We start from the raw sequence: 20,485 nt of genomic DNA on the forward strand, positions 1-20,485 counted from the left end.
TTAGTTTTCAGGGGATAAAATCATATATTTGCAATGCTTGCAAGCACGCTTTTCATTAACTAATTGATTATCAGACCTTCCATGGGTAAAATCATAGCTATTGCCAACCAAAAGGGCGGTGTGGGCAAAACCACGACAGCCATCAACCTCGCGGCCAGTTTAGCAGCATTGGAATACAAATGCTTAGTAGTAGATGCAGACTCCCAGGCCAACTCTACTTCCGGGCTTGGCTTTAATCCACGCGAAGTGCAAAAAAGCATCTACGATTGCATGATTAATGAAACCCCTGTGAGTGAGGTCATTAAAGAAACTTCGTTTGAGTTTTTAGACCTTATCCCTTCACATATAGACTTGGTAGGTGCTGAAATTGAGATGATTAATATCCCGCGTCGCGAGGAGCGAATGAAAACTGCGCTTGAACCGGTCAAAGACAAATACGATTTTATATTTATAGACTGTTCGCCTTCACTGGGTTTGATAACGGTTAATGCCCTAACGGCTGCCCATTCGGTCATCGTTCCGGTGCAATGCGAATATTTTGCGTTGGAAGGTTTGGGTAAGTTGCTGAATACCATCAAGATTATTCAAACAAGGCTCAATACCGAATTGCAAATTGAAGGCATTTTGCTCACCATGTATGATGTGCGCCTGAAACTTTCCAATCAGGTGGTAGAAGAGGTAAATATGCACTTCAAAAATCTGGTGTTCCAAACCATGATTCCTCGCAATATCCGCCTGAGCGAAGCACCGAGTTACGGGATGCCTGCCATCGCCCACGATGCGGAAAGCAAAGGTGCACTCAGCTATTTGAACTTGGCGCGTGAAATTCTTAACAAAAACGGCATTACTAAGTAACCCATGTCCGACAAGCCACAATTGAAAAAGCGCACCGGTCTGGGCAAAGGACTGAGCGCCTTACTGGAAGACAATACAACCGAACACCTTTCTACCGATGCCATCGCAGAAGTAGTTTCCGTTGGTCGCATCCATGAAATTCCGCTCGAGCAAATTGAGGTAAACCCTTTTCAGCCTCGCACGGAATTTGACCGGACGGCGCTGGAAGAACTTGCCGAATCTATTCGCGTACAGGGAATTATTCAGCCCATCACCGTCCGACAATTAGAACCGGGCAGCTATCAACTGATTTCGGGTGAACGCCGCCTGAAAGCCTCCAAGTTGGCAGGGCTGACACACGTACCGGCCTATATACGCACTGCCAACGACCAGCAGATGCTGGAAATGGCACTGATAGAAAACATTCAGCGCGAAGAGCTCAATGCCATTGAAATCGCGCTCAGCTATCAGCGGTTACTGACCGAATGTAATTTGAAGCAGGAAGAACTCGGCGACCGCGTGGGTAAAAACCGAAGCACCGTTACCAACTATCTGCGCCTGCTGAAACTGCCTCCCGACATTCAGGCAGGGCTGCGCGACCGCAAAATATCCATGGGACATGCCCGTGCGCTTATCAATATCGAGAATATTGACACGCAACTTTCACTGTTTAAGAAAATCGTTGATGAGGAATGGTCTGTCCGCAAAACAGAAGAAGCCGTGAGGTCGCTGCTGACGAAACCCGAAGCCTCGGAAACTGCTAAAAAGGCAGCCCCCCGCATCCATCCGGAAATCATTCAGTTACAAAACAGGCTTTCCAACCGCTACGGTACCCGCGTACAGGTAAGTCGCAATGAGCAAGGCAAAGGTGAAATCAAAATCCCTTTCTTTTCCGACGAAGACCTTAACCGCATATTGGAACTACTGGAACTTTCTTAACGCCAATGATTCAACATAAGGACATACAAAAGCGCCGCTTTGCTGAAAAGTGGCATTTTTATTTGCTGTTGTTCCTGTTCGGCAGCCTCAGCCGATTTGCCGATGCACAAATAACACCTGCCAACGATATCGGCATGGATACCGTGGCGCTCAAAAAGCGGCTGGATTCTTTAACCCGCCTGATAGAAGGCCCGAAACCTATTTCAGAGCCTACGAAAGCAGCCCTGCTTTCGGCAGCCTTGCCGGGGTTGGGTCAAATCTACAACAAGAATTTCTGGTATCTCAAAGTGCCTGCTATTTATGCTGCGGCAGGTGTTCTGGCCTTCACGCTGAATTTTAACCAGCGCAATTACACGGGCTTTCGCGATGCCTACCAATACAGACTTGACAAAAACCCTTTTACAATCCCCGATGCGCGATTCAATACAGGCAATGACGACGGTATCCGCTCGCAACGAGACCGATTCAGGCGCGAACGCGATTATACCATCATTCTCGGTATTGGGTTGTATTTGCTCCAAATAGCAGAAGCCGCCACTACCGCACACCTGAAAACTTTTGATGTATCCGACGACCTTTCCATGCGTTTCAAACCCAGCATAGAGCCTGTTCCGATGCAAGGCGCGCCTGCCTTAGGTATTGGCATTGCTTTCCGATTTGAACGCCCTGTATGGAAAAACTGAACAAATCGGCTTACAAGAGGTTAAGGAGTAAACTGATTAGATAAGCCATGTTCGGACTGTTTTCAAAAAAGAATACCGCTGAAAAGGAAATTGAACGCCTGACCAAACGCTATGCGCAACTCTCGGAGGAGGCCATGCAACTGCAACGCAAAGGCGATATTAAGGCCTTTGCTCTCAAAACACAGGAAGCGGAAGAAGTGATGAAAAAAATAGAAAATCTCAGACAGTCAGGCAGTTAGTCGGTTGCAGCACATCAGCCAGCAATTTGTTTTGAGCATCTAAATGGAAATGCTGCACGGCAAACAGCCTGCCCGCACTGCCAAGAGCGTGCAGTTGTTCGTCATCAGCGGCGGCAAATTCGTAGATACACTGCCTGAGTTGCTGCCAGTTACCTGCTGAGGCCGTCCACCCGCAAGATGCCCGTTGCACAATTTCCGCTGCTTCTCCTTCCCCCGAAAATATGACAGGCAACCCTGCTGCCATTGCCTCATACAACTTGGATGGGACAGTGCCGTACAAACGCTGCTGCTGCGGAATCAGTGCTCCGTCAAAATCGGCCAACAAGGTTGGTATGGCCGTGTAGTCCACCGATTCGTGCAGCTGACAAAACGCCTCATTGGGAGTTCCCGCCAAGGAATTTTGCAAACGGTTGCGCAAAGGCCCATCGCCGAAAATGTGCAACTCAACGCCTAATCGGGCAAAAGGAATGGTTTGGCAAATATCTTCCAACCCCTGCGCCATGCCTATCAGTCCAAAGTAAATCAAGCGGCGCGGTTGATGCATTCGCGGTTTTTTGGTTGTGTATTTTTCGGGCAAAATGCCCACGCGGTAGAGTAAAACCTGTTTTTCAGGTACATACCGCTGAATATAGGCGACCGACTCTTCCGATTGGGCTATGATAATATCCGCCTTTTCGTACAGCAACAACTCGGTTTGCTTTGCCCATCGGAAAAGCAGATTGCTTCGGGAAATTACCCCCATCTGAGCAAGCACATCCGGCCATAAATCGGAAATATTGAGTATCAAGCGCGCCTGATTTTGTCGGGCAAACCACCACCCAAGCAGTGCCAACGGCAGTGGCGGCGATTGCACAATTATCCATTCGGGCGCAAAAGCAGCGACCGTTTTGCTGCGCAACAGCATGAAAAACATGAGTGAAAGCACCGAAAATAGGCGCGGCAATATGCTAACCGAAGCCGAAGGCATTAAAGCGCATCGCCAAACCTCGTAACCCTTAAAAAAATCTTGATGAAATAATTTTCCGCGAAAATGGTTGTCAATCTTCCCTTGCGGATAGTGAGGCAGTGCCGTAAGCACCACTACCTCGTGTCCTGCCTGTACAAGACCATCTACCACTCCTTGCATATGGCGAGGACAAGCCCCCCTGTCAGGAGGAAAACTCGGCGTAATCAGCAGTACTCTCACTAACGGTCAATTTCCCCCAAAACTATGTCAATTGAGCCTAAAACGGCAATTAAATCGGCGATTAGCCCCCCGCGCGCCATCTCTGCAATAACCGAAAGATTGGAAAAAGAGCAAGAGCGGCATTTTACCCGCCAAGGCACATCGCTGGTGGGCTGGCTTCGGAAAAAGAATCCCAATTCTCCTTTGGGAGTTTCCGCACGCGAATAAATTTCCATTTGCTTTTTCACACGCAGATTTTTAGGAACTGCCGCCTGCGGGTCAAAATCACGGGAACGGGCGCAATCTGTGGTCAATCGCTGCAAACATTGTGCAATAATGCCAACGCTTTCGCGACACTCCAACAGCCGCACATAGGTTCTGTCCCAGCAGTCGCCTTGTGTGCCCATCAACCCCTGCCCGATTGGTACATCAAATTCCAATTCGGGGTAAACAGAATAGCCGTCCACTTTGCGCAGGTCATATTTCAGTCCCGATGCCCGCAACATCGGCCCTGTTACGCCGTAGTTAATGGCCGTTTCTAAGGGCAACACGCCAATATTGGCTGTACGTTGAATAAAAATCTTATTTTCAATCAGCAGCCGCTCACATTCTGCCAATTTAGGTCGCAAATATTGTATAAAATCCTGACATCGCTCTTCAAAGCCAAGCGGCAGGTCATAATACAAACCGCCGACCCACATATAATTGTAGAGCATTCGTGCGCCGCAAATCCATTCCAACAAACGAAGTATGTGCTCGCGGTCGCGCATCATCCACAAAAAGGGAGTAAATGCACCCATGTCAATGGCATACGTCCCGATTGCCACGAAGTGAGATGCCAGACGGTTCAGCTCAGCAACCAATACTCTGATAAACTCCACACGACGCGGTATTTTGCCCTCCAAATCGAGCATCTTCTCAACGCCCAGCACATAGGCGTGCTCGCAATTCATGGCAGCCACATAGTCCAGCCTATCTACGAAAGGGATAATCTGGTTGTAGGGCAAATGCTCGGCGTGCTTTTCAAAACAGCGATGCAAATAGCCCAAATGCGGTACTACGTCTATTACGGTTTCACCGTCGGTGAGTACTTCCAGACGCAAAACGCCGTGGGTTGAAGGATGCTGCGGCCCCAAATTAAGAATGAAACGCCCCTCGCCCAGTTCCTCTATCTTGTATTTGGACGGCTCTGAAATCCGCAAATTATCTTCCGCAAAATCGTACGTAATGGCAGGCATAGGTTACAAAATTAACACAGGAATTTGTATAAATTTGATGTCGTTTGCCAAATCACCTGCTATGAAAGTACGCCAAAGTCTGTTCAGGCTTGTATTCCTGATAACTGCCTTGTATTCGCTCAATGCCCACAGCCAGCAAGTAGAAGTGGTTGATGTAGACAAAGTAGAACAACTCATTAAAAATCAGTCAGATACGCTTCATATTGTAAACTTTTGGGCTACGTGGTGCGCACCTTGCGTAAAAGAACTGCCCGATTTTATACGCATCGGTGAAACATTCGGCCATAAAAACGTTCGTTTGTGGTTGATTAGCATGGACTTCCGGTCGTCCCTTGAAACAAAATTGAAGCCTTTTCTTCGCAGTAAAAATATTCAACAGCCTGTCTGGTTATTAAACAATACCGACTATGACCAATGGATTCCGTTGATAGACGGCAACTGGCAGGGCGACATCCCTTTCACCCTGATTTTCAATAATCAACGCAACCAAAGGGTAACGATTAGCGGCGAAACGAACTATCAACGGCTTGAACAACTTTTGGAGGAAATGTTTTAAATTGGTATGAATTTAGAACATACATGTTTGAACCAAACCCTCCGCAAGAAGATGAAAGGTAAAGTTTTACTGCTGACAACCCTATTACTGGGGCTGGCCTCCATGGGATGGACACAGCGCACGGGCGGCCTGCAACCCGGTGATGACGCTTCCGACTTTCGCTTAAAAAATATTGACAGCCAGATGGTTTCATTGGCAGACTACAAGCAGGCAAAAGGCTTTATTATCGTTTTTACCTGCAATCATTGCCCGTTTGCCAAACTGTACGAAGACCGCATTATAGCCCTGCACAATAAATATGCAAGCAAAGGATATCCTGTGGTGGCCATCAACCCGAATGATGCGACCAAACAACCGGAAGATAACTTTGAGATGATGGTGCAACGCGCACAAGAAAAGTCATTCCCTTATGTCTATCTGCAAGACGAAACACAGGAAGTCGCACGCACCTACGGGGCGGCACGCACGCCTCATGTATGGATTTTACAAAAGCAGGATAACAAACTGAAAGTCATGTATGTAGGCGGCATAGACAATAGTCCGGAAGATGCTGCCAACGCCACCGAAAAGTATGTGGAGCGTGCCATTGATGAGTTGCAGGCAGGCCGCGTGGTCAGCAAAGCCACTACAAAGGCCATCGGATGTACCATCAAGTGGCGCGAATAATCACCGCACAGTCAAGGTTTTACAAGTATCGGAGGTGCAGCAAGTTTACCCGTTGCACCTCCGACTCTGATACAGTCGGCCTATTTCAGTTGCATTTCTTCCACAATGCGGGCTATTTTGTCTTTTAATTGCTGCTCTGTGGTATCAAACATTGCCTTGTCGGTCAGTTGGGTATTAACGCTGAAATAGAACTTTATTTTAGGTTCAGTACCCGAAGGACGCGCAGAGATTTTGCAGCCGTCGGCTGTGTAAAACTGCAATACATCACTCTTAGCCAATGTAATAGGCTTTTCTGTTCCATTCAGCAAATCGTATTCTTTTTGCGCTTCATAGTCCAGCATACGGGTTACAGGGCTGCCGTCAATGGTTTTGGGCGGATTGTTGCGCCAGTTTTGCATCATGGCCTTAATTTCTTCGGCACCGCTTTTGCCTTTTTTGGTTAGAGAAACTAATCCTTCATAGAAAAAGCCGTAGTGCATGTAGTTGTCGAGCAGCATATCAAACAAACTCATGCCCTTGTCTTTGGCATAGGCGCATAACTCCGCCAACATTCCGCAGGAAGCAATAGCATCTTTATCGCGCACTGCGTCGCCAATCATATAGCCATAGCTTTCTTCGCCGCCGGCAATAAATTTTTCAACACCTTCTTTTTCGCGAATCAACTGGGCAATGTATTTAAAGCCTGTCAGCGTATTGTAGCACTTAACGCCGTTGGCTTCTGCCATGCGGTCTATCAGCTCGGAGGTTACGATGGTTTTGATAATCATCTGATTACCGTCAATTTTTCCGGCATTTTTCCATGCCTGAATCATATAGCCGATGAGCAGACTGCCTGTTTGGTTGCCGTTGAGTAATACCCATTCTCCCTTATGATTTTTCACACCGATACCCACGCGGTCGGCATCAGGGTCGGTTGCCATTACAATATCCGCATCAATGGCTTTGGCTTTGGCAAGCGCCAGACTCATGGCTTCCTGCTCTTCCGGATTCGGATAAATTACCGTCGGGAAATTGCCGTCGGGTGTTGCCTGCTCTTCTACTATGTGCACATTGGTAAAGCCCATTTTTTCTAACAGCTTAGGCACAAGGGTAATGCCTGTACCGTGGATGGGTGAAAATACGATTTTCAAATCGCGATGGCGGGCAATGGCATCTTTTGATATGGACAGTTTTAGTATCTCGTTCAGATAAACTTCGTCCACATCAGCCCCAATCAGTTGAATATTTTCAGGCTTGCCATTGAAATGAATGGCATCTACCGATGTGATGGCATTAACTTCTGTAATAATGTTCTTGTCGTGCGGAGGCGTTACCTGTGCACCGTCTGTCCAGTAGGCTTTGTAGCCGTTGTATTCTTTGGGGTTATGGGAGGCAGTGAGCACAACGCCGCTATGACATCCCAAATGACGGATGGCAAATGACAGTTCGGGTGTAGGCCGCAGAGATTCAAAGAAGAACACTTTGAAGTCATTGGCAGAGAAAACATCTGCCACTATCTGCGCAAACTCAGGGCTGTTATTGCGGCTGTCATGCGCAATGGCTACTTTAATTTGCTCGTTAGGGAATGTTTTTTTCAGATAGTTGGCCAGCCCTTGTGTGGCTGCACCTACTGTATATTTGTTCATGCGGTTAGACCCTACCCCCATGATGCCGCGAAGGCCGCCTGTACCGAATTCAAGGTCTCGATAAAACGATTCGGTCAGTTCCTCCTCGCTCATTTGGCGAATAGCGGCTTTGGTTGCTTCGTCATAATTTCCTGAAAGCCAAGTGTTTACTTTTTGCTGAATAGTTGCATCCATATTAAAGAAGAGTTTGTTGTGCGTAAGATAACACCCTAAGAGTTACAAAAACTCTTAGGGTGTTCGGGCGTATAAACATACACAAAAGACTTATGCAAGTCAAGCCTGTTTAGCTGTAATCATAAATACTCGGAGGCTTAATTCCTTCCATCCGCAAGCAGATGGTCAATTGCCCACGGTGATGGATGGCTTCTTCCTGCAATACATTCAACATTCGCAACGGATTCATGGTAACGCCAAAAGTGGTGGCGATTGGCTTTACGGCATCTTCCTCGTTCATGGATTCTACAATCTGTTGCAGGTGCGCCTTTACTTTGTTGCCGTAGTCCACAATCTGCGCAGCACTGTGCACATCATCCCCGGAGAACGGAATCAGTTGCAAATCTGCTTTATCCATTTGTCCGGTTTTCATGGAATGCCCCACCATTAATGCGGTTTGGTACACATGGACGGCAATTTGTTTAAAAGACATGTTGTCGGGAGAGGGTTTCATGTCTAACCTCTCATCGGGCATGGCCGCTACAATCTTGTCAAACGATTTGTAGATATTATTAACAAGACGATTGTATGCCTGCTTCACCAATTCAAGTTTTGTCATGGTTGTTAAAGTTAATTTCGGAATTCGGATTTGGTATTTTGGATTGAAGCATCAGCGAAAACGTCCGTAGATTTGCCTAATTAAACTGCAAGCAGATGTAGACCGCGCGTTTTAATTGGCTCAACCGTTTAATAACCGGCAGCGTGTCCGTCTTTGCGGCTTTCAGAAGCTCCGTAATAGACCTTCTTTTCTGCATCGTACATAATGGCCTGATAGCCACCGTATCCGCCGAAACCGAAGCCTACCTGATGTCCCATGCGCATCAATTCGCGAATAGTTTCATACGGGAAGCCGCTTTCAAGTGTAATCTGTCCGCCGCGAGGCATACGCGGGTCTGCACCGGTAGGGTCTGTGCTGCCGATGTGGTCTATTCGGGGCGCATCCCCTGCTTCCTGCAAACCCATGCCAAAGTCAATCAGGTTCATGGCTATCAGCGTATGGCCAATTGGCTGGTAGTCGCCGCCCATAACGCCATAGCTAACCCATGGTTTGCCGTTTTTGGTAATAAAGGCCGGAATAATGGTATGGAACGGGCGCTTGCCGGGTGCGTAGGCATTGGCGTGGTTTTCATCGAGGTTAAACAATTCGCCCCGGTCTTGCAACATGAAGCCTAAACCGGGAGGCACCATGCCGCTGCCCATGCCGCGATAATTACTCTGAATGAATGACACCATGTTGCCTTCTTTGTCGGCAGTAGTCAGGTAGATTGTTTCTTGTGCAAATCCTTCGCCGGCCTGAAAATTATAGCTGGCGCGGTTGGGGTTAATCAGTTTGCGGCGCTCTGCTGCATACTCTTTGCTAATCAACTGTTTTACAGGTATTTTGGCAAATGCAGGGTCAGCATAATAACGTGCGCGGTCTTCAAAAACCAGTTTTTTGGCTTCCGTTACCAAATGAATGTGCTCAGGGCTGCCAAATTGGATTTTGCTGAAATCAAAACCTTCCAAAATATTCAGCATTTGCAATACGGCAATGCCTTGGCCGTTGGGTGGCAATTCCCATACATCATAGCCGCGGTAATTGGTGCTTACGGGTTCTACCCAATCGCTTGTATGAGAGGCCAAATCTTCTACACTCAAAAAACCTCCCTGTTCCTGAATAAATTTGGCCATGGTTTGAGCGATGGCTCCTTTGTAGAAAGCATCGCGACCGCCTTTGGCTATTTGGCGCAAGGTGTTGGCAAGGGCCGGATTTTTGAATACATCGCCTTTTTGGAGGGGTTTACCGCCCGGCATGTAGGTTTCCGTAAAGTTGGGATATTTCGGGTTATTGCCGAATCGAGCAGCCGCCCCTTGCAAATAGTAGGCAATCAATTCGGTTACAGGAAAGCCGTTTTCGGCATAGCTGATGGCAGGGGCTAAGATGTTCTCCATCTTCATTTTGCCGAATCTGCCGTGCAGCATAAACCAACCGTCCACACAACCCGGTACACTTACGGGCAGTGGCCCGTAGGAAGGGATACTTTTATAGCCGTTCTTTTTGAAATATTCCATTGTAAGCCCTTTGGGAGAGCGTCCGCTGGCATTCAAACCGTATAATTTCTGCGTTTTGGCATCCCACACAATGGCGTAAAGGTCGCCGCCGATACCTGAGCCTGTGGGTTCCATCAAGCCGATGGCTGCGTTAGCCGCAATAGCCGCATCAATGGCATTGCCGCCGCTTTTCAGGATGTCCAACCCGACTTGTGTGGCAAGCGGATGACTGGTTGCTACCATGCCGTTTTGTGCAATAACTTCCGAACGGGTGGCAAAAGTTTTCCCTGTAATGCGGTCTTGCGCCTGTACAGGCATGGCAAATGAGGTTGCCAAACAAGAAAAGGTAACTCCCAGTAGTAAGTTTTTCATTTTCATAAGAGAACAAACAACGGTTTTAGGAATGAATTTTTGCAGTAAGTTGTTCGATGATATGTTCTTTTTCCAGAATAATTTTTTGAAGCCTCTGCTGTTCTGCTCTTAGTTTTTCTTCGGCAATAAGTTTTGCCTGCTCCAACTCCTCAAACTGATTGAAAAGTTCGGTTTGCGAGCGCATCATTTCTTCCTGCGTGGCGGTCAGTTCCTCCATGTTCTGACGCATTTCCTCTTCGCGTGAACGAAGGTCTTCGGCCAACATCTGGCTTTGTTCCAACAAGCGGCTGTTCGTTTCAAAATTTTGGATAGACTCTACGGTAGCTGCAAACAGGGTGCATACTTTTTCCATCAAGTCTATCTGATGCTCCTCAAAAGGTCTTACGGAAGCAATTTCCAGCACGCCCAGCGTTTTGTTGTTCAGCTTGATGGGAACATAGGCTGCTGCAGTTGGCTCTATATCGCCAATACCTGCCGGAATCGTGAAAAAGTTTTGGGGAGTGGTTCGGATAACAATTGTTTCTCCTTCCAGATAACACTGTCCGCACAACCCTTCACCCGGAGCGATGGTTTTTTGTAAACTCTTATCGCGGCCGTAGGCATAAGCAGCCGTCAGAGCCAAGTGGTGCTTTTCTTCGCCTGCATTTTGCGCCAGATAAATCCCCCCTACTTGTGCATGTAGCTCGGCAACCATCAATTGCAGGAAGCTGCGTGCGTGCATCTGAGCCGTCTTGGTATTGTCGCGCAGCAACTCGGAGAATCGGGCGGTAGTCTCGTTAGCCCAATTGCGCTTGCTGTCTCTGATGGCCAATTCGCGAAGAGCATCGCGCATTTTTAAAAGCGACGACGAATAGTGGTCGTCATCATTAAATTTCTCTAAATCAACATCATATTTGCCCTGACCAAGTGCATCTACAAAATGAACGGTTTGGACGAGTTTGTCCGTAATTTGGTCTGATATTTTATCCAATATTTTCAATTCGTTGCGCAACAAATCCGTGTTGTCTTTCACAAGTTTTCCCGTCAAAATATTGCGGAGTTTGTTGTACACTTTGCCGATGGAAAAATTTACACGCCGCGTGAGCAGATACCAGAATAAAACGATTATGGTTAATGTGATGAAGAAAATAATGGTGTTCAGATCACCGGAGGTGCTAATCATAGTACTTTGTTCTTCCAATAATACCAGCCTCCTGTCATCTACATAGTTTTTACCCAAATTGAAATAAAGCAATTTGAGCAATGCGGGCTCAATCTCATCCTCGATTTTGCTCAGGTAAATCTCCTCATAAATTTGCTTGCGCTGTTCATAGCTTATGGAATCCGCATCGGCCTTTGCAAACATTTGCAAACCCTTATTCTCGAAGTCCTGAATAATAATCGCAAGCGAATCGGTAACGATTTTACTTTCAACCAAATCAAGCGAATCAAAGTTGAGCGCAATACTCTTTTGCAAATCGGTCATATTCAGAATATTACGCTTGAAACGTGCCTGCCACGACTGCCTGTCATCTTGCATGAATCCTTGCATCAAATGCATCAGCGACAACTTGGCACTGTTAAATTCTGTCTCGATGTCTTTCAGGTTTGCTCTGATATTATTCAGCAGGCGCAACTGGTTTGCCTGTGTTTGTAAAGTGGCAGTAGAAAAAATGACAATGCCAAACCTGATGATATTAAACGTTAGCAGCAGCGTAAATACAAGGTTTAGTTGCCCCTTAAAACTTGCCAGATTGAAGAAGCGCATAAATGATTTGCTGATTAAGGCCTTAAATCTAAGCCTAAAATTGGATATTTGCTCACTTGAAGTAAAACTGAACAAAATTATGTCCTACATAGTAGTAACCGGTGCGGCAGGTTTCATCGGCAGTTGCTTGATTGCGGAGTTGAATCGGGCAGGCCATGACAGCATTGTTGCCGTTGACCTTTTTGATAATCCGGAAAAAAATAAAAACCTGATAGGCAAGCAGATATCTCATCGCATTGAAAGAACCGTTTTCCCCGAATGGCTGACCGTAAATGCTGCTCATATTAGTTGCGTGTATCACATAGGTGCTCGGACAGATACCACCGAGTTTAATTACCGCATTCTGGAACAACTCAATGTTACTTACAGCCAGCAATTGTGGCGGATATGCGCAAAACACGATATTCCGTTGGTTTATGCTTCCTCGGCTGCCACCTACGGCTTAGGCGAAATCGGCTACAAAGACGACGAAAATATTATCAACCAATTAAAGCCACTCAATCCCTACGGAGATTCTAAAAACAATTTTGACAAATGGGCAATTGCACAGCCTGAAAAACCATCTTTTTGGTACGGTTTGAAGTTTTTCAATGTGTACGGCCCTAACGAATATCATAAAGGCCGCATGGCTTCGGTAATTTTTCATGCCTACAACCAAATCAGACAAACAGGTGGCATGAAACTGTTTCGCTCGCACAACCCGCAATACAAAGACGGCGAACAGCTGCGCGACTTTATTTACGTGAAAGATGTTATCAATATTTGCCGTTTTCTAATGGACAACAAGCCTAAATCGGGGCTTTACAACGTAGGCACAGGCAAAGCACGCACCTTTTTGGATTTGGCAAAAGCAACCTTTGCGGCAATGAACGTACCTGAAAACATCAGCTTCATTGATACACCCGAAGATATCCGCGACAAGTACCAATATTTTACCCAAGCCGATATGACCAAACTGTTATCCGTAGGCTACTCACAGCCGTTTTACAGTCTCGAGGCGGGTGTAACAGAGTACGTGCAGGAATTTTTAATGAAAAACCGTTACTTTTAGTCATCAAATTAACCTACAAACATATGCCGATAGCACAGGTAAACGGAACAGAAATTTACTACGAAATACACGGCAACGGCCCGGAGACCATTGTTTTCTCGCACGGTTTGCTTTGGAGCGGGGAAATGTTTCGCGAACAGGTACGCCACCTGAAAGACCGCTACACCTGCATCACTTACGACCACCGCGGGCAAGGGCGCAGCGCCGACAGCAAGACACCGTTTGACATGGAGACCCTCTACAACGATGCCGTAGCACTGTTGTTGCACCTCCAATGCACACCGTGTCATTTTGCGGGGCTTTCTATGGGAGGATTTATTGCCATGCGTTTGGCAGCCCGCCGCCCCGACCTGCTCAAAAGTTGCATTCTGATGGAAACTTCTGCCGACGAAGAACCGAACAAATTCAAATACACGCTGCTCAATACCATTGTCAAATTATTTGGCGTAAAGGCTGTTACGTCCAAAGTGATGCCCATTATGTTCGGGCAGTCGTTCCTCAAAGACCCACAAAAAGCAGGGCTTCGTGCCGAATGGACGGACAAACTGGAAGCCAACAGAAAAAGCATTACCCGCTCCGTGGAGGCTGTTATCAGCAGGCGCGCTGTTTTTGACGAGTTGAAGCGCATTCAGTTGCCCGTACTGATTTTGGTAGGCGATGAAGACGTTGCTACCGTACCGGAGAAAGCAGAACGCATCAAAAGTCAGATTCCGCAAGCAAAACTCTACCGCATACCCGCTGCCGGTCATACATCAACCGTAGAAGCGCCCGAAGAGGTAAATCGCCGATTGGATGAGTTTCTGCAAAACCTCTGACCATGTTTTGCGTACAAACCATTAAACTTAAACTTTACGCAAAATGTCTGCTATCATTAATTTTTTGGTTTATGCTGCGGCTGTTTACATAACGGCCTTTATTGTGCCGGGTATCAAAATCAAGAGTTTTGGCACGGCCGTTATTGCGGGGCTTCTGCTCATTTTAGCACGATACACCATCGAGCCCATTCTCGTACTGCTTACGCTCCCCGTAACAATACTCACGCTTGGGCTTTTCCTGATTGTGATTAACGCATTTATTGTCCAAATTGTGGCTGCCGTTTTGGATGATTTCAAGGTAGAAGGGTTTATTCCCGCCATCATTTACAGCATCGCACTTTCGGTAGTAGGCACCGTTTTACAGTGGATTTTCCAATAAAAAATTAACGGCGGCAACATGGATAAAAGTCTGTGTTGCCGCCTGAATCATTTGTCCGACAGCCATTTTTTGCGTAATTTCGCAGGTAATTTTTATCTGAGAACGCATGTTGGAAACAACCCAAGCTACTGAACCCATTGCTAAATCACAAGCCAATTACTCAGCCGACAACATTCAGGTTTTAGAAGGCTTAGAAGCCGTTCGCAAACGCCCTGCCATGTACATTGGCGACATTGGCGTAAAGGGATTGCATCACTTAGTATGGGAAGTGGTGGACAACTCAATAGACGAAGCACTGGCAGGTCATTGCGACACCATCCATGTTACGATTCATACAGACAACTCCATTTCCGTATTGGATAACGGGCGCGGTATCCCAACCGATATTCACCCAAAAGAAGGACGTTCGGCACTGGAAGTAGTAATGACCGTGCTGCACGCCGGCGGTAAATTTGACAAAGATTCTTACAAAGTATCGGGCGGCTTGCACGGTGTAGGTGTATCCTGCGTAAACGCCTTGTCTAAATACCTGAAAGTTAATGTATATCGCGACGGGAAGATATTTGAACAAGAGTACAGCTATGGCAACCCGCACTATCCCGTAAGAGAAGTCGGCACTACCAACCAACGCGGTACACGCGTGCACTTCCTGCCCGATGACAGCATATTTACCTCTAAGGTTTACAAATACGAAACAATTGCCACCCGTCTGCGCGAATTGGCATTCCTCAATTCGGGTATTCGCATTTTTCTGACCGATGAACGCGAAGTAAATGAAGACGGTTCTTTCCTCAGCGAAGAGTTCTACTCCGAGCAAGGGCTGATTGAGTTTATTCAGTACATCGAAGGCACACGCCAACAACTTATTCCACGCCCCATTTACATGGAAAGCGACAAAGGCGGCATTCCCGTGCAAGTTGTGCTGACATATAACACCGATTATGCCGAAAATATATTTTCGTATGTAAATAATATCAACACACACGAAGGAGGTACGCACGTCGCCGGTTTCCGCCGCGCACTTACCCGCAGTATCAAAGGTTATGCAGACCGCAACGGATTGCTTGAAAAAGCCAAAGTAGAAGTTACGGGCGATGACTTCCGCGAAGGATTGAGCGCCATTATTTCCGTGAAGGTAGCCGAGCCCCAATTTGAAGGACAAACCAAAACCAAATTGGGTAACTCCGAAGTTGCGGGCGCGGTAGATACCATCGTAGGGGAAATGATTAACCGCTATCTCGAGGAAAACCCCAAAGAAGCTAAAAACCTGATAGACAAAGTTATTAATGCAGCGCGTGCGCGTGAGGCAGCACGTAAAGCCCGCGAAGCCGTGCAGCGCAAAAGTGTACTTGGCGGCACAGGGCTGCCCGGTAAACTTGCCGATTGCTCCGAGCGCGACCCTGCCCTTTGCGAACTCTATTTAGTCGAAGGCGACTCGGCGGGCGGCTCAGCCAAGCAAGGTCGCGACCGCAACTTTCAGGCAATTCTGCCGCTGCGCGGTAAAATCCTCAACGTAGAAAAGGCTCAGGAGCATAAAATCTACGACAACGAAGAAATCAAAAACATCATTACAGCCCTCGGCATCAGTTTTGGGAAAGACGGCGACGAAAAAGCGCTGAACCTCGAGAAATTGCGCTATCATAAAATTATCATTATGACTGACGCCGATATAGACGGCAGCCACATCAGAACGCTGATTCTGACCTTCTTCTTCCGCTACATGAAAGACCTGATTGACAAGGGACATTTGTACATTGCACAGCCGCCCCTGTATTTGGTTAAAAAAGGTAAGCAGGAGGTTTATTGCTGGACAGACGACCAACGCGACCGTGCCGTGCTGGAACTTGGCGGCGGAAAAGCAGACAGCGTAAACATACAACGCTACAAAGGTTTGGGTGAGATGAACCCCGAGCAACTCTGGGAAACAACCATGAACCCCGAAAAAAGAAGCCTGAAGCGCGTAGATATTGAATCAGCAGCAGAGTGCGACCACCTGTTCTCTATGCTGATGGGTGATGAAGTAGCTCCACGCCGTGCATTTATTGAGAAAAATGCCAAGTATGCGCGCGTAGATATCTAAAAAAAATCCACATACATCCGATATTCAGCCCTTGTCGTTCACATGAATACGCCAAGGGCTGTTTAATTGTAAAAAAATTGTGCTTATGGAAGCTACACTTGAACAACTCAAATTTCCCGTCGGAAAATTTCAGGCACCTGAAGTTTTTACCACAGACCTACTGCAACAAAACATGCAAGAACTTGCCACACTGCCGCAAAAACTCAAAGAAGCCGTTGCAGGCTGGTCGGAAGAACAGTTAGACACTCCCTATCGCCCGGGAGGCTGGACAATCCGTCAGGTAATTCACCACTTGGCAGACAGCCACATGAACGGACTAAGTCGCATCAAATTGGCACTGACAGAGGAAAACCCAACCGTTAAACCTTACCATGAAGACCTATGGGCGGAATTGGCAGACAGTAAGCTCATGCCTGTTGAGCCTGCCTTGCAAATTATAGAAGGTGTTCATGCCAAATGGGTGATGTTACTTCAACACATGCACAGCGAACAGTGGCAGCGCGTATTTACGCATTTACGCATCCGCAATATGGTAAAACCTTTACCATCGCTTACCAAACAGCTATGTATGCATGGCATGGCAAACACCGTTTGGCACATATCACACAACTAAAAAGCCGCATGGGTTGGTAGTTGTCATTGGTCTAAATAAAAAACTTTTTGTTGGTTTTTTTAAACACAGATAACGCGGATTTGTTTACATGAACACCTTCATTAGTGTTTACCTGTATCATACATAAACCTGACAGTTCTCTAAAACCTGTCAGGTTTTAATCACCTGTTTTTCAGCAACTTATACAATCAGGTTTGCAAATCGCTTGCACTTTTATCCTTCAAAATCATGGCACATCAGGTAATGCGTTTGAGCTTGCCTCACTGCTTACATGCAGTAAATCAGCCACCACTTGCGGATAGTGCTCATACTCCAACGCATGAATCCGCGCCGCAAGTGTGTCGGGGGTATCGGTTGGGTAAACAGGACATTCCGCCTGCCTGATAATCTGCCCTTCGTCGTAGTGTTCGTTCACGTAGTGAATGGTGATACCCGAAACCTGCTCGCCTGCTGCTATTACGGCCTCATGTACCTTTGCACCATACATGCCCTTTCCGCCAAATTTGGGCAGCAAGGCCGGATGAATGTTGATGATGCGCTGCGGAAATTGCGCAACAATTGCAGCAGGCATCAGCCACAGAAAACCCGCTAATACTATCAAATCGGTTTTTTCATCAAGGAGTCGCCGCAATATTTTGTCCGATTCATAGAAATCGTGGCGATTGAATACTACTGTCGGTACTTGCAAAGCGGCCGCCCGTGCCAGCACACCTGCATGGGGCTTGTTACAGTAAACAACAAACCGCAGGTTCGGAATGTGTTGAAATTTTTTGATGATATTTTCGGCGTTAGTACCGCTTCCGGAAGCAAATAAAGCAACAGTAGGCATGAAAAAGATGTAAATTTTTTATTGATAAACAGCCCCCCACAAAACAACTGCCATTCCGACTATCATCAGCAGTTTTAAGCGCGTGGCAAGCGCGGCAAAATGATTAACCGCCTTAGCGGATTGCAATTGCCACGCGAAAATACAAAACAGTGCCGAAAGGAACAGCCATGCGAACATGATTAGCCCTCCTTCTTTCATGGCGGCCATAGCTCCGCAGGCTGCAATTATCAACAAAGCCGTTGCCGATGCCACTCTTTTAGCAGCAGGTACACCAAGCACTACGGGCAATGTGCGGCAATTGGCAAGCCTGTCTCCCTCCGCATCTTCCAAGCATTTGACCTGTTCGCGCAGGAAATGGGTAAGCCCTGCAAAAACCATCAACTCGTAGAGCGCATTATTCACTTCGTTGCACAGCAAACGGAGGGAAAAAAAGGAGGCTGCACTCAACAATGCTACTGTCAGATTGCCTATCACGGGTGTGCATTTGAGTTTTCGTGCATATGCTATCAGCGCAAGCGCACTTCCCATTGTCAGCCACAAAAGCCGTTGGTTCATCAGGGAAAACAGCAAGCCACTGATAAACAGCGCAATAGCTATTACAATAGCCTGATGGACAGAGAATTTTCCGGCAGGTAACGGTCGTTGGGGTTTATTGATGCAGTCAATTGTAAGGTCGGCGCAATCGTTAATTACGTAGCCACCCGCAGCAGTACACACCACTGCCATTACCCAGCCAACAACCGCAAACGGCGATAATGCACAATTGCCGACCAACAGCCAATAAGCAGCCAAAAGCGAAACAGCCAGCAGTAAAAGGTTAGATAAGCGAACGAGACGGAAAAAGGCAGCCACGATACGGGTATATGAGGGATATAAATACAACAAGAGGGCGGCTTGCACCGACCCTCCTGTTTCTTTCAACCAGCTATGAAAAGAAATATCTAAAGCACGGCTCTAAATATTTACTGCCTGCGCAAAACTATTCTTTCTTACAAAAGAAAAGAGCGTTTTAACATTTTTTAACAAAACAACAAACTTAGACTTTTGTTATTTGCGCCTGCGGGAAAATGTCTTACTGTTACCTGTTCCTTTGGCAGTGGATTTTGACTTGCCAACGGGTTTGGATTTACTGCCGGGCTTTCGCTGTGTCGGTTTGTTCTTTTTCTCATGGAATGCCCCCTGAAAATCAGGGTTTTCACGGCGCTTTTGGCGGTCTATTTCCCGCGCCATTGCCTGCTGTTCCTCAAAACCTGTCGGCTCTATCTTTACCTCGGCGGGCAGTTCCATTACAGGGATGGTTTGACGAATGAGTTTTTGTATTTTCTCTATGTGATATACCTCTGCCTCGGTACAGAAAGTAATGGCAATACCTTCCTCCCCTGCCCTGCCCGTCCGACCGATACGATGTACGTAGTCCTCATAGATAATCGGCACATCAAAATTGATTACATGGCTTACTTCGCTTACATCAATGCCGCGTGCTGCCACATCGGTAGCAACCAAAATGCGCACGCCCCCCTCTTTAAAAGCTTGCATGGCATTGATGCGCGTATTTTGCCCTTTGTTGGCATGAATGATACGCACAAAAGGCGTTATTTTTCTGGAAATAAACTTGCCGATATTTTCGGCATTTTCTTTGGTGCGGCAAAATATAATTGCGCGGGTGATTTGCGTTTCGTCTGCCAGCAGATGCCCCAATAAATTGACTTTGGTTTTTAGGTTGGGCACAAAATACAGTTGCTGTGCCACTGTCTGGGCAGCTGTTGCCTGTGGTGCTATCTCCACGCGGATGGGGGCTTCCAGAAATTCTTCGGAGAGACGCACTACCTTGTCGGGCATGGTAGCAGAAAACAACAGGTTTTGCCGCTTGCGTGGGATGATTTCCAGCAACTTGCGGATTTGCGGCATAAAACCCATGTCCATTAACTTATCGGCTTCATCTAAAATAAAGCACTTTAACTCTTTGAGTACCAGCTCGCCTGTGCGGTACACATCCATAAACCGCCCGGGTGTGGCAATAATCACATCCGTTCCGGCTTTGACGGCATCTACCTGTGCTTTCATACCTATACCGCCATACAATGCCGTGCATCGCAAATCGGTATAGGCCGATAAGCGTTTAAAATGTTCGGCAATTTGCATGACCAACTCACGCGTGGGCGCAATAATCAGCGCACGGGGGAAGTCGGTTTGCGCATATTTTAACCGCATGAGCAACGGCAGCAGATAAGCGGCTGTTTTGCCTGTCCCCGTCTGCGCAATACCCAGCACGTCATGCCCCTCCAATGCCAGCGGAATGGCTTTTTCCTGAATGGGCGTGGGTGTTTCCCATCCCAAATCCTGAATAGCGCTGAACAGTTGTTTATTGAGCTTAAATGCCGCAAATCCGGTTGTTTCTTCCATGCCTGTT

The 20,485-nt window shown here is 47.1% G+C and carries 21 protein-coding genes; 11 read left to right on the forward strand and 10 right to left on the reverse strand.

Going from position 1 to position 20,485, the window contains the following annotated elements; translation table 11 throughout:
- Positions 1-81 precede the first annotated feature (81 nt).
- The 4 genes from NDK19_RS03620 to NDK19_RS03635 are packed head-to-tail and all read left to right on the forward strand — an operon-like array spanning position 82 to position 2,695.
- Positions 82-855: a ParA family protein gene (locus NDK19_RS03620; RefSeq protein WP_250630473.1), complete on the forward strand. Its 774-nt coding sequence runs from the start codon at positions 82-84 to the stop codon at positions 853-855.
- Between the two features lie 3 nt (positions 856-858).
- Positions 859-1,773, forward strand: coding sequence for a ParB/RepB/Spo0J family partition protein (locus NDK19_RS03625; RefSeq protein ID WP_250630474.1), 915 nt, complete (start codon positions 859-861; stop codon positions 1,771-1,773).
- A gap of 5 nt (positions 1,774-1,778) precedes the next feature.
- A complete protein-coding gene (locus NDK19_RS03630; protein ID WP_250630475.1) occupies positions 1,779-2,456 on the forward strand; it encodes a DUF5683 domain-containing protein in 678 nt (225 codons plus the stop codon).
- Positions 2,457-2,503: 47 nt separating this feature from the next.
- Positions 2,504-2,695, forward strand: coding sequence for a DUF6435 family protein (locus NDK19_RS03635; RefSeq protein ID WP_250630476.1), 192 nt, complete (start codon positions 2,504-2,506; stop codon positions 2,693-2,695).
- Here the strand turns inward: NDK19_RS03635 and NDK19_RS03640 are convergent.
- A complete protein-coding gene (locus NDK19_RS03640) occupies positions 2,676-3,881 on the reverse strand; it encodes a glycosyltransferase family 4 protein (RefSeq protein ID WP_250630477.1) in 1,206 nt (401 codons plus the stop codon). The genes NDK19_RS03635 and NDK19_RS03640 overlap by 20 nt on opposite strands.
- The gene (locus NDK19_RS03645; RefSeq protein ID WP_250630478.1) at positions 3,881-5,098 is read right to left on the reverse strand and encodes an NADH-quinone oxidoreductase subunit D; all 1,218 of its coding nucleotides are present in this window, start codon (positions 5,096-5,098) and stop codon (positions 3,881-3,883) included. Before NDK19_RS03645 ends, NDK19_RS03640 begins: the two co-directional genes overlap by 1 nt.
- A gap of 61 nt (positions 5,099-5,159) precedes the next feature.
- Between NDK19_RS03645 and NDK19_RS03650 the strand changes: the two genes are divergently transcribed.
- Entirely contained in the window at positions 5,160-5,654 is a 495-nt protein-coding gene (locus NDK19_RS03650) for a TlpA family protein disulfide reductase (protein WP_250630479.1), read from the forward strand.
- A 51-nt stretch (positions 5,655-5,705) separates the two neighbouring features.
- Entirely contained in the window at positions 5,706-6,320 is a 615-nt protein-coding gene (locus NDK19_RS03655) for a thioredoxin family protein (RefSeq protein ID WP_250630480.1), read from the forward strand.
- A gap of 80 nt (positions 6,321-6,400) precedes the next feature.
- On the opposite strand, the gene NDK19_RS03660 is transcribed toward NDK19_RS03655, so the two are convergent.
- The 4 genes from NDK19_RS03660 to NDK19_RS03675 form a co-directional block, all read right to left on the reverse strand.
- A complete protein-coding gene (locus NDK19_RS03660) occupies positions 6,401-8,119 on the reverse strand; it encodes a phospho-sugar mutase (RefSeq protein WP_250630481.1) in 1,719 nt (572 codons plus the stop codon).
- 109 nt (positions 8,120-8,228) lie between these two features.
- Entirely contained in the window at positions 8,229-8,717 is a 489-nt protein-coding gene (locus tag NDK19_RS03665) for a DinB family protein (protein ID WP_250630482.1), read from the reverse strand.
- 128 nt (positions 8,718-8,845) lie between these two features.
- Positions 8,846-10,561: a gamma-glutamyltransferase gene (gene ggt, locus NDK19_RS03670; protein ID WP_394801672.1), complete on the reverse strand. Its 1,716-nt coding sequence runs from the start codon at positions 10,559-10,561 to the stop codon at positions 8,846-8,848.
- Between the two features lie 25 nt (positions 10,562-10,586).
- The gene (locus NDK19_RS03675; RefSeq protein ID WP_250630483.1) at positions 10,587-12,308 is read right to left on the reverse strand and encodes a GAF domain-containing protein; all 1,722 of its coding nucleotides are present in this window, start codon (positions 12,306-12,308) and stop codon (positions 10,587-10,589) included.
- A gap of 79 nt (positions 12,309-12,387) precedes the next feature.
- Here NDK19_RS03675 and rfaD point away from each other — a divergent pair, with 79 nt between their 5' ends.
- From rfaD to NDK19_RS03690, 3 genes are read left to right on the forward strand one after another with little or no spacing between them, the layout of a single operon-like run.
- Positions 12,388-13,359, forward strand: coding sequence for an ADP-glyceromanno-heptose 6-epimerase (gene rfaD, locus NDK19_RS03680; RefSeq protein ID WP_250630484.1), 972 nt, complete (start codon positions 12,388-12,390; stop codon positions 13,357-13,359).
- 23 nt (positions 13,360-13,382) lie between these two features.
- Positions 13,383-14,174, forward strand: coding sequence for an alpha/beta fold hydrolase (locus NDK19_RS03685; RefSeq protein WP_250630485.1), 792 nt, complete (start codon positions 13,383-13,385; stop codon positions 14,172-14,174).
- 43 nt (positions 14,175-14,217) lie between these two features.
- Positions 14,218-14,553 (forward strand): phage holin family protein, encoded by a 336-nt coding sequence (locus NDK19_RS03690; RefSeq protein WP_250630486.1) that lies wholly within the window; start codon positions 14,218-14,220, stop codon positions 14,551-14,553.
- On the opposite strand, the gene NDK19_RS16880 is transcribed toward NDK19_RS03690, so the two are convergent.
- Entirely contained in the window at positions 14,533-14,661 is a 129-nt protein-coding gene (locus NDK19_RS16880) for a hypothetical protein (RefSeq protein WP_262910259.1), read from the reverse strand. The two genes, NDK19_RS03690 and NDK19_RS16880, sit on opposite strands and share 21 nt — an antisense overlap.
- On the opposite strand from NDK19_RS16880, the gene gyrB reads away from it, so the two are divergent.
- Both gyrB and NDK19_RS03700 read left to right on the forward strand, forming a co-directional pair.
- Positions 14,660-16,633 carry a DNA topoisomerase (ATP-hydrolyzing) subunit B gene (gene gyrB, locus NDK19_RS03695; RefSeq protein ID WP_262910260.1) on the forward strand — a complete coding sequence of 658 codons (1,974 nt, stop codon included), beginning with the start codon at positions 14,660-14,662 and terminating at the stop codon, positions 16,631-16,633. The genes NDK19_RS16880 and gyrB overlap by 2 nt on opposite strands.
- 85 nt (positions 16,634-16,718) lie before the next feature.
- Positions 16,719-17,246 (forward strand): YfiT family bacillithiol transferase, encoded by a 528-nt coding sequence (locus NDK19_RS03700; protein ID WP_250630487.1) that lies wholly within the window; start codon positions 16,719-16,721, stop codon positions 17,244-17,246.
- A 226-nt stretch (positions 17,247-17,472) separates the two neighbouring features.
- Here the strand turns inward: NDK19_RS03700 and purN are convergent, their stop codons facing one another.
- From purN to NDK19_RS03715, 3 genes are all read right to left on the reverse strand, one after another.
- Positions 17,473-18,075 carry a phosphoribosylglycinamide formyltransferase gene (gene purN, locus NDK19_RS03705; RefSeq protein WP_250630488.1) on the reverse strand — a complete coding sequence of 201 codons (603 nt, stop codon included), beginning with the start codon at positions 18,073-18,075 and terminating at the stop codon, positions 17,473-17,475.
- Positions 18,076-18,093: 18 nt separating this feature from the next.
- The gene (locus NDK19_RS03710; RefSeq protein WP_250630489.1) at positions 18,094-18,996 is read right to left on the reverse strand and encodes a geranylgeranylglycerol-phosphate geranylgeranyltransferase; all 903 of its coding nucleotides are present in this window, start codon (positions 18,994-18,996) and stop codon (positions 18,094-18,096) included.
- A gap of 126 nt (positions 18,997-19,122) precedes the next feature.
- A complete protein-coding gene (locus tag NDK19_RS03715) occupies positions 19,123-20,478 on the reverse strand; it encodes a DEAD/DEAH box helicase (RefSeq protein WP_250630490.1) in 1,356 nt (451 codons plus the stop codon).
- Between the last annotated feature and the right edge of the window lie 7 nt (positions 20,479-20,485).

Source organism: Rhodoflexus caldus, from assembly GCF_021206925.1.
GTDB classification, from domain to species: domain Bacteria; phylum Bacteroidota; class Bacteroidia; order Cytophagales; family Thermoflexibacteraceae; genus Rhodoflexus; species Rhodoflexus caldus.

What these genes read in the sequence shown, in the direction of transcription:
- NDK19_RS03625 (WP_250630474.1), top strand. Translation starts at nt 859, where the DNA reads ATGTCCGACAAGCCACAATTGAAAAAGCGCACCGGTCTGGGCAAAGGA.
- gyrB (WP_262910260.1), top strand. Translation starts at nt 14,660, where the DNA reads ATGTTGGAAACAACCCAAGCTACTGAACCCATTGCTAAATCACAAGCC.
- NDK19_RS03685 (WP_250630485.1), top strand. Translation starts at nt 13,383, where the DNA reads ATGCCGATAGCACAGGTAAACGGAACAGAAATTTACTACGAAATACAC.
- ggt (WP_394801672.1), bottom strand. Translation starts at nt 10,561, where the DNA reads ATGAAAAACTTACTACTGGGAGTTACCTTTTCTTGTTTGGCAACCTCA.
- NDK19_RS03665 (WP_250630482.1), bottom strand. Translation starts at nt 8,717, where the DNA reads ATGACAAAACTTGAATTGGTGAAGCAGGCATACAATCGTCTTGTTAAT.
- NDK19_RS03655 (WP_250630480.1), top strand. Translation starts at nt 5,706, where the DNA reads ATGAAAGGTAAAGTTTTACTGCTGACAACCCTATTACTGGGGCTGGCC.
- purN (WP_250630488.1), bottom strand. Translation starts at nt 18,075, where the DNA reads ATGCCTACTGTTGCTTTATTTGCTTCCGGAAGCGGTACTAACGCCGAA.
- NDK19_RS03620 (WP_250630473.1), top strand. Translation starts at nt 82, where the DNA reads ATGGGTAAAATCATAGCTATTGCCAACCAAAAGGGCGGTGTGGGCAAA.
- NDK19_RS03690 (WP_250630486.1), top strand. Translation starts at nt 14,218, where the DNA reads ATGTCTGCTATCATTAATTTTTTGGTTTATGCTGCGGCTGTTTACATA.
- NDK19_RS16880 (WP_262910259.1), bottom strand. Translation starts at nt 14,661, where the DNA reads ATGCGTTCTCAGATAAAAATTACCTGCGAAATTACGCAAAAAATGGCT.
- NDK19_RS03645 (WP_250630478.1), bottom strand. Translation starts at nt 5,098, where the DNA reads ATGCCTGCCATTACGTACGATTTTGCGGAAGATAATTTGCGGATTTCA.
- NDK19_RS03660 (WP_250630481.1), bottom strand. Translation starts at nt 8,119, where the DNA reads ATGGATGCAACTATTCAGCAAAAAGTAAACACTTGGCTTTCAGGAAAT.
- NDK19_RS03630 (WP_250630475.1), top strand. Translation starts at nt 1,779, where the DNA reads ATGATTCAACATAAGGACATACAAAAGCGCCGCTTTGCTGAAAAGTGG.
- NDK19_RS03700 (WP_250630487.1), top strand. Translation starts at nt 16,719, where the DNA reads ATGGAAGCTACACTTGAACAACTCAAATTTCCCGTCGGAAAATTTCAG.
- rfaD (WP_250630484.1), top strand. Translation starts at nt 12,388, where the DNA reads ATGTCCTACATAGTAGTAACCGGTGCGGCAGGTTTCATCGGCAGTTGC.
- NDK19_RS03675 (WP_250630483.1), bottom strand. Translation starts at nt 12,308, where the DNA reads ATGCGCTTCTTCAATCTGGCAAGTTTTAAGGGGCAACTAAACCTTGTA.
- NDK19_RS03635 (WP_250630476.1), top strand. Translation starts at nt 2,504, where the DNA reads ATGTTCGGACTGTTTTCAAAAAAGAATACCGCTGAAAAGGAAATTGAA.
- NDK19_RS03715 (WP_250630490.1), bottom strand. Translation starts at nt 20,478, where the DNA reads ATGGAAGAAACAACCGGATTTGCGGCATTTAAGCTCAATAAACAACTG.
- NDK19_RS03650 (WP_250630479.1), top strand. Translation starts at nt 5,160, where the DNA reads ATGAAAGTACGCCAAAGTCTGTTCAGGCTTGTATTCCTGATAACTGCC.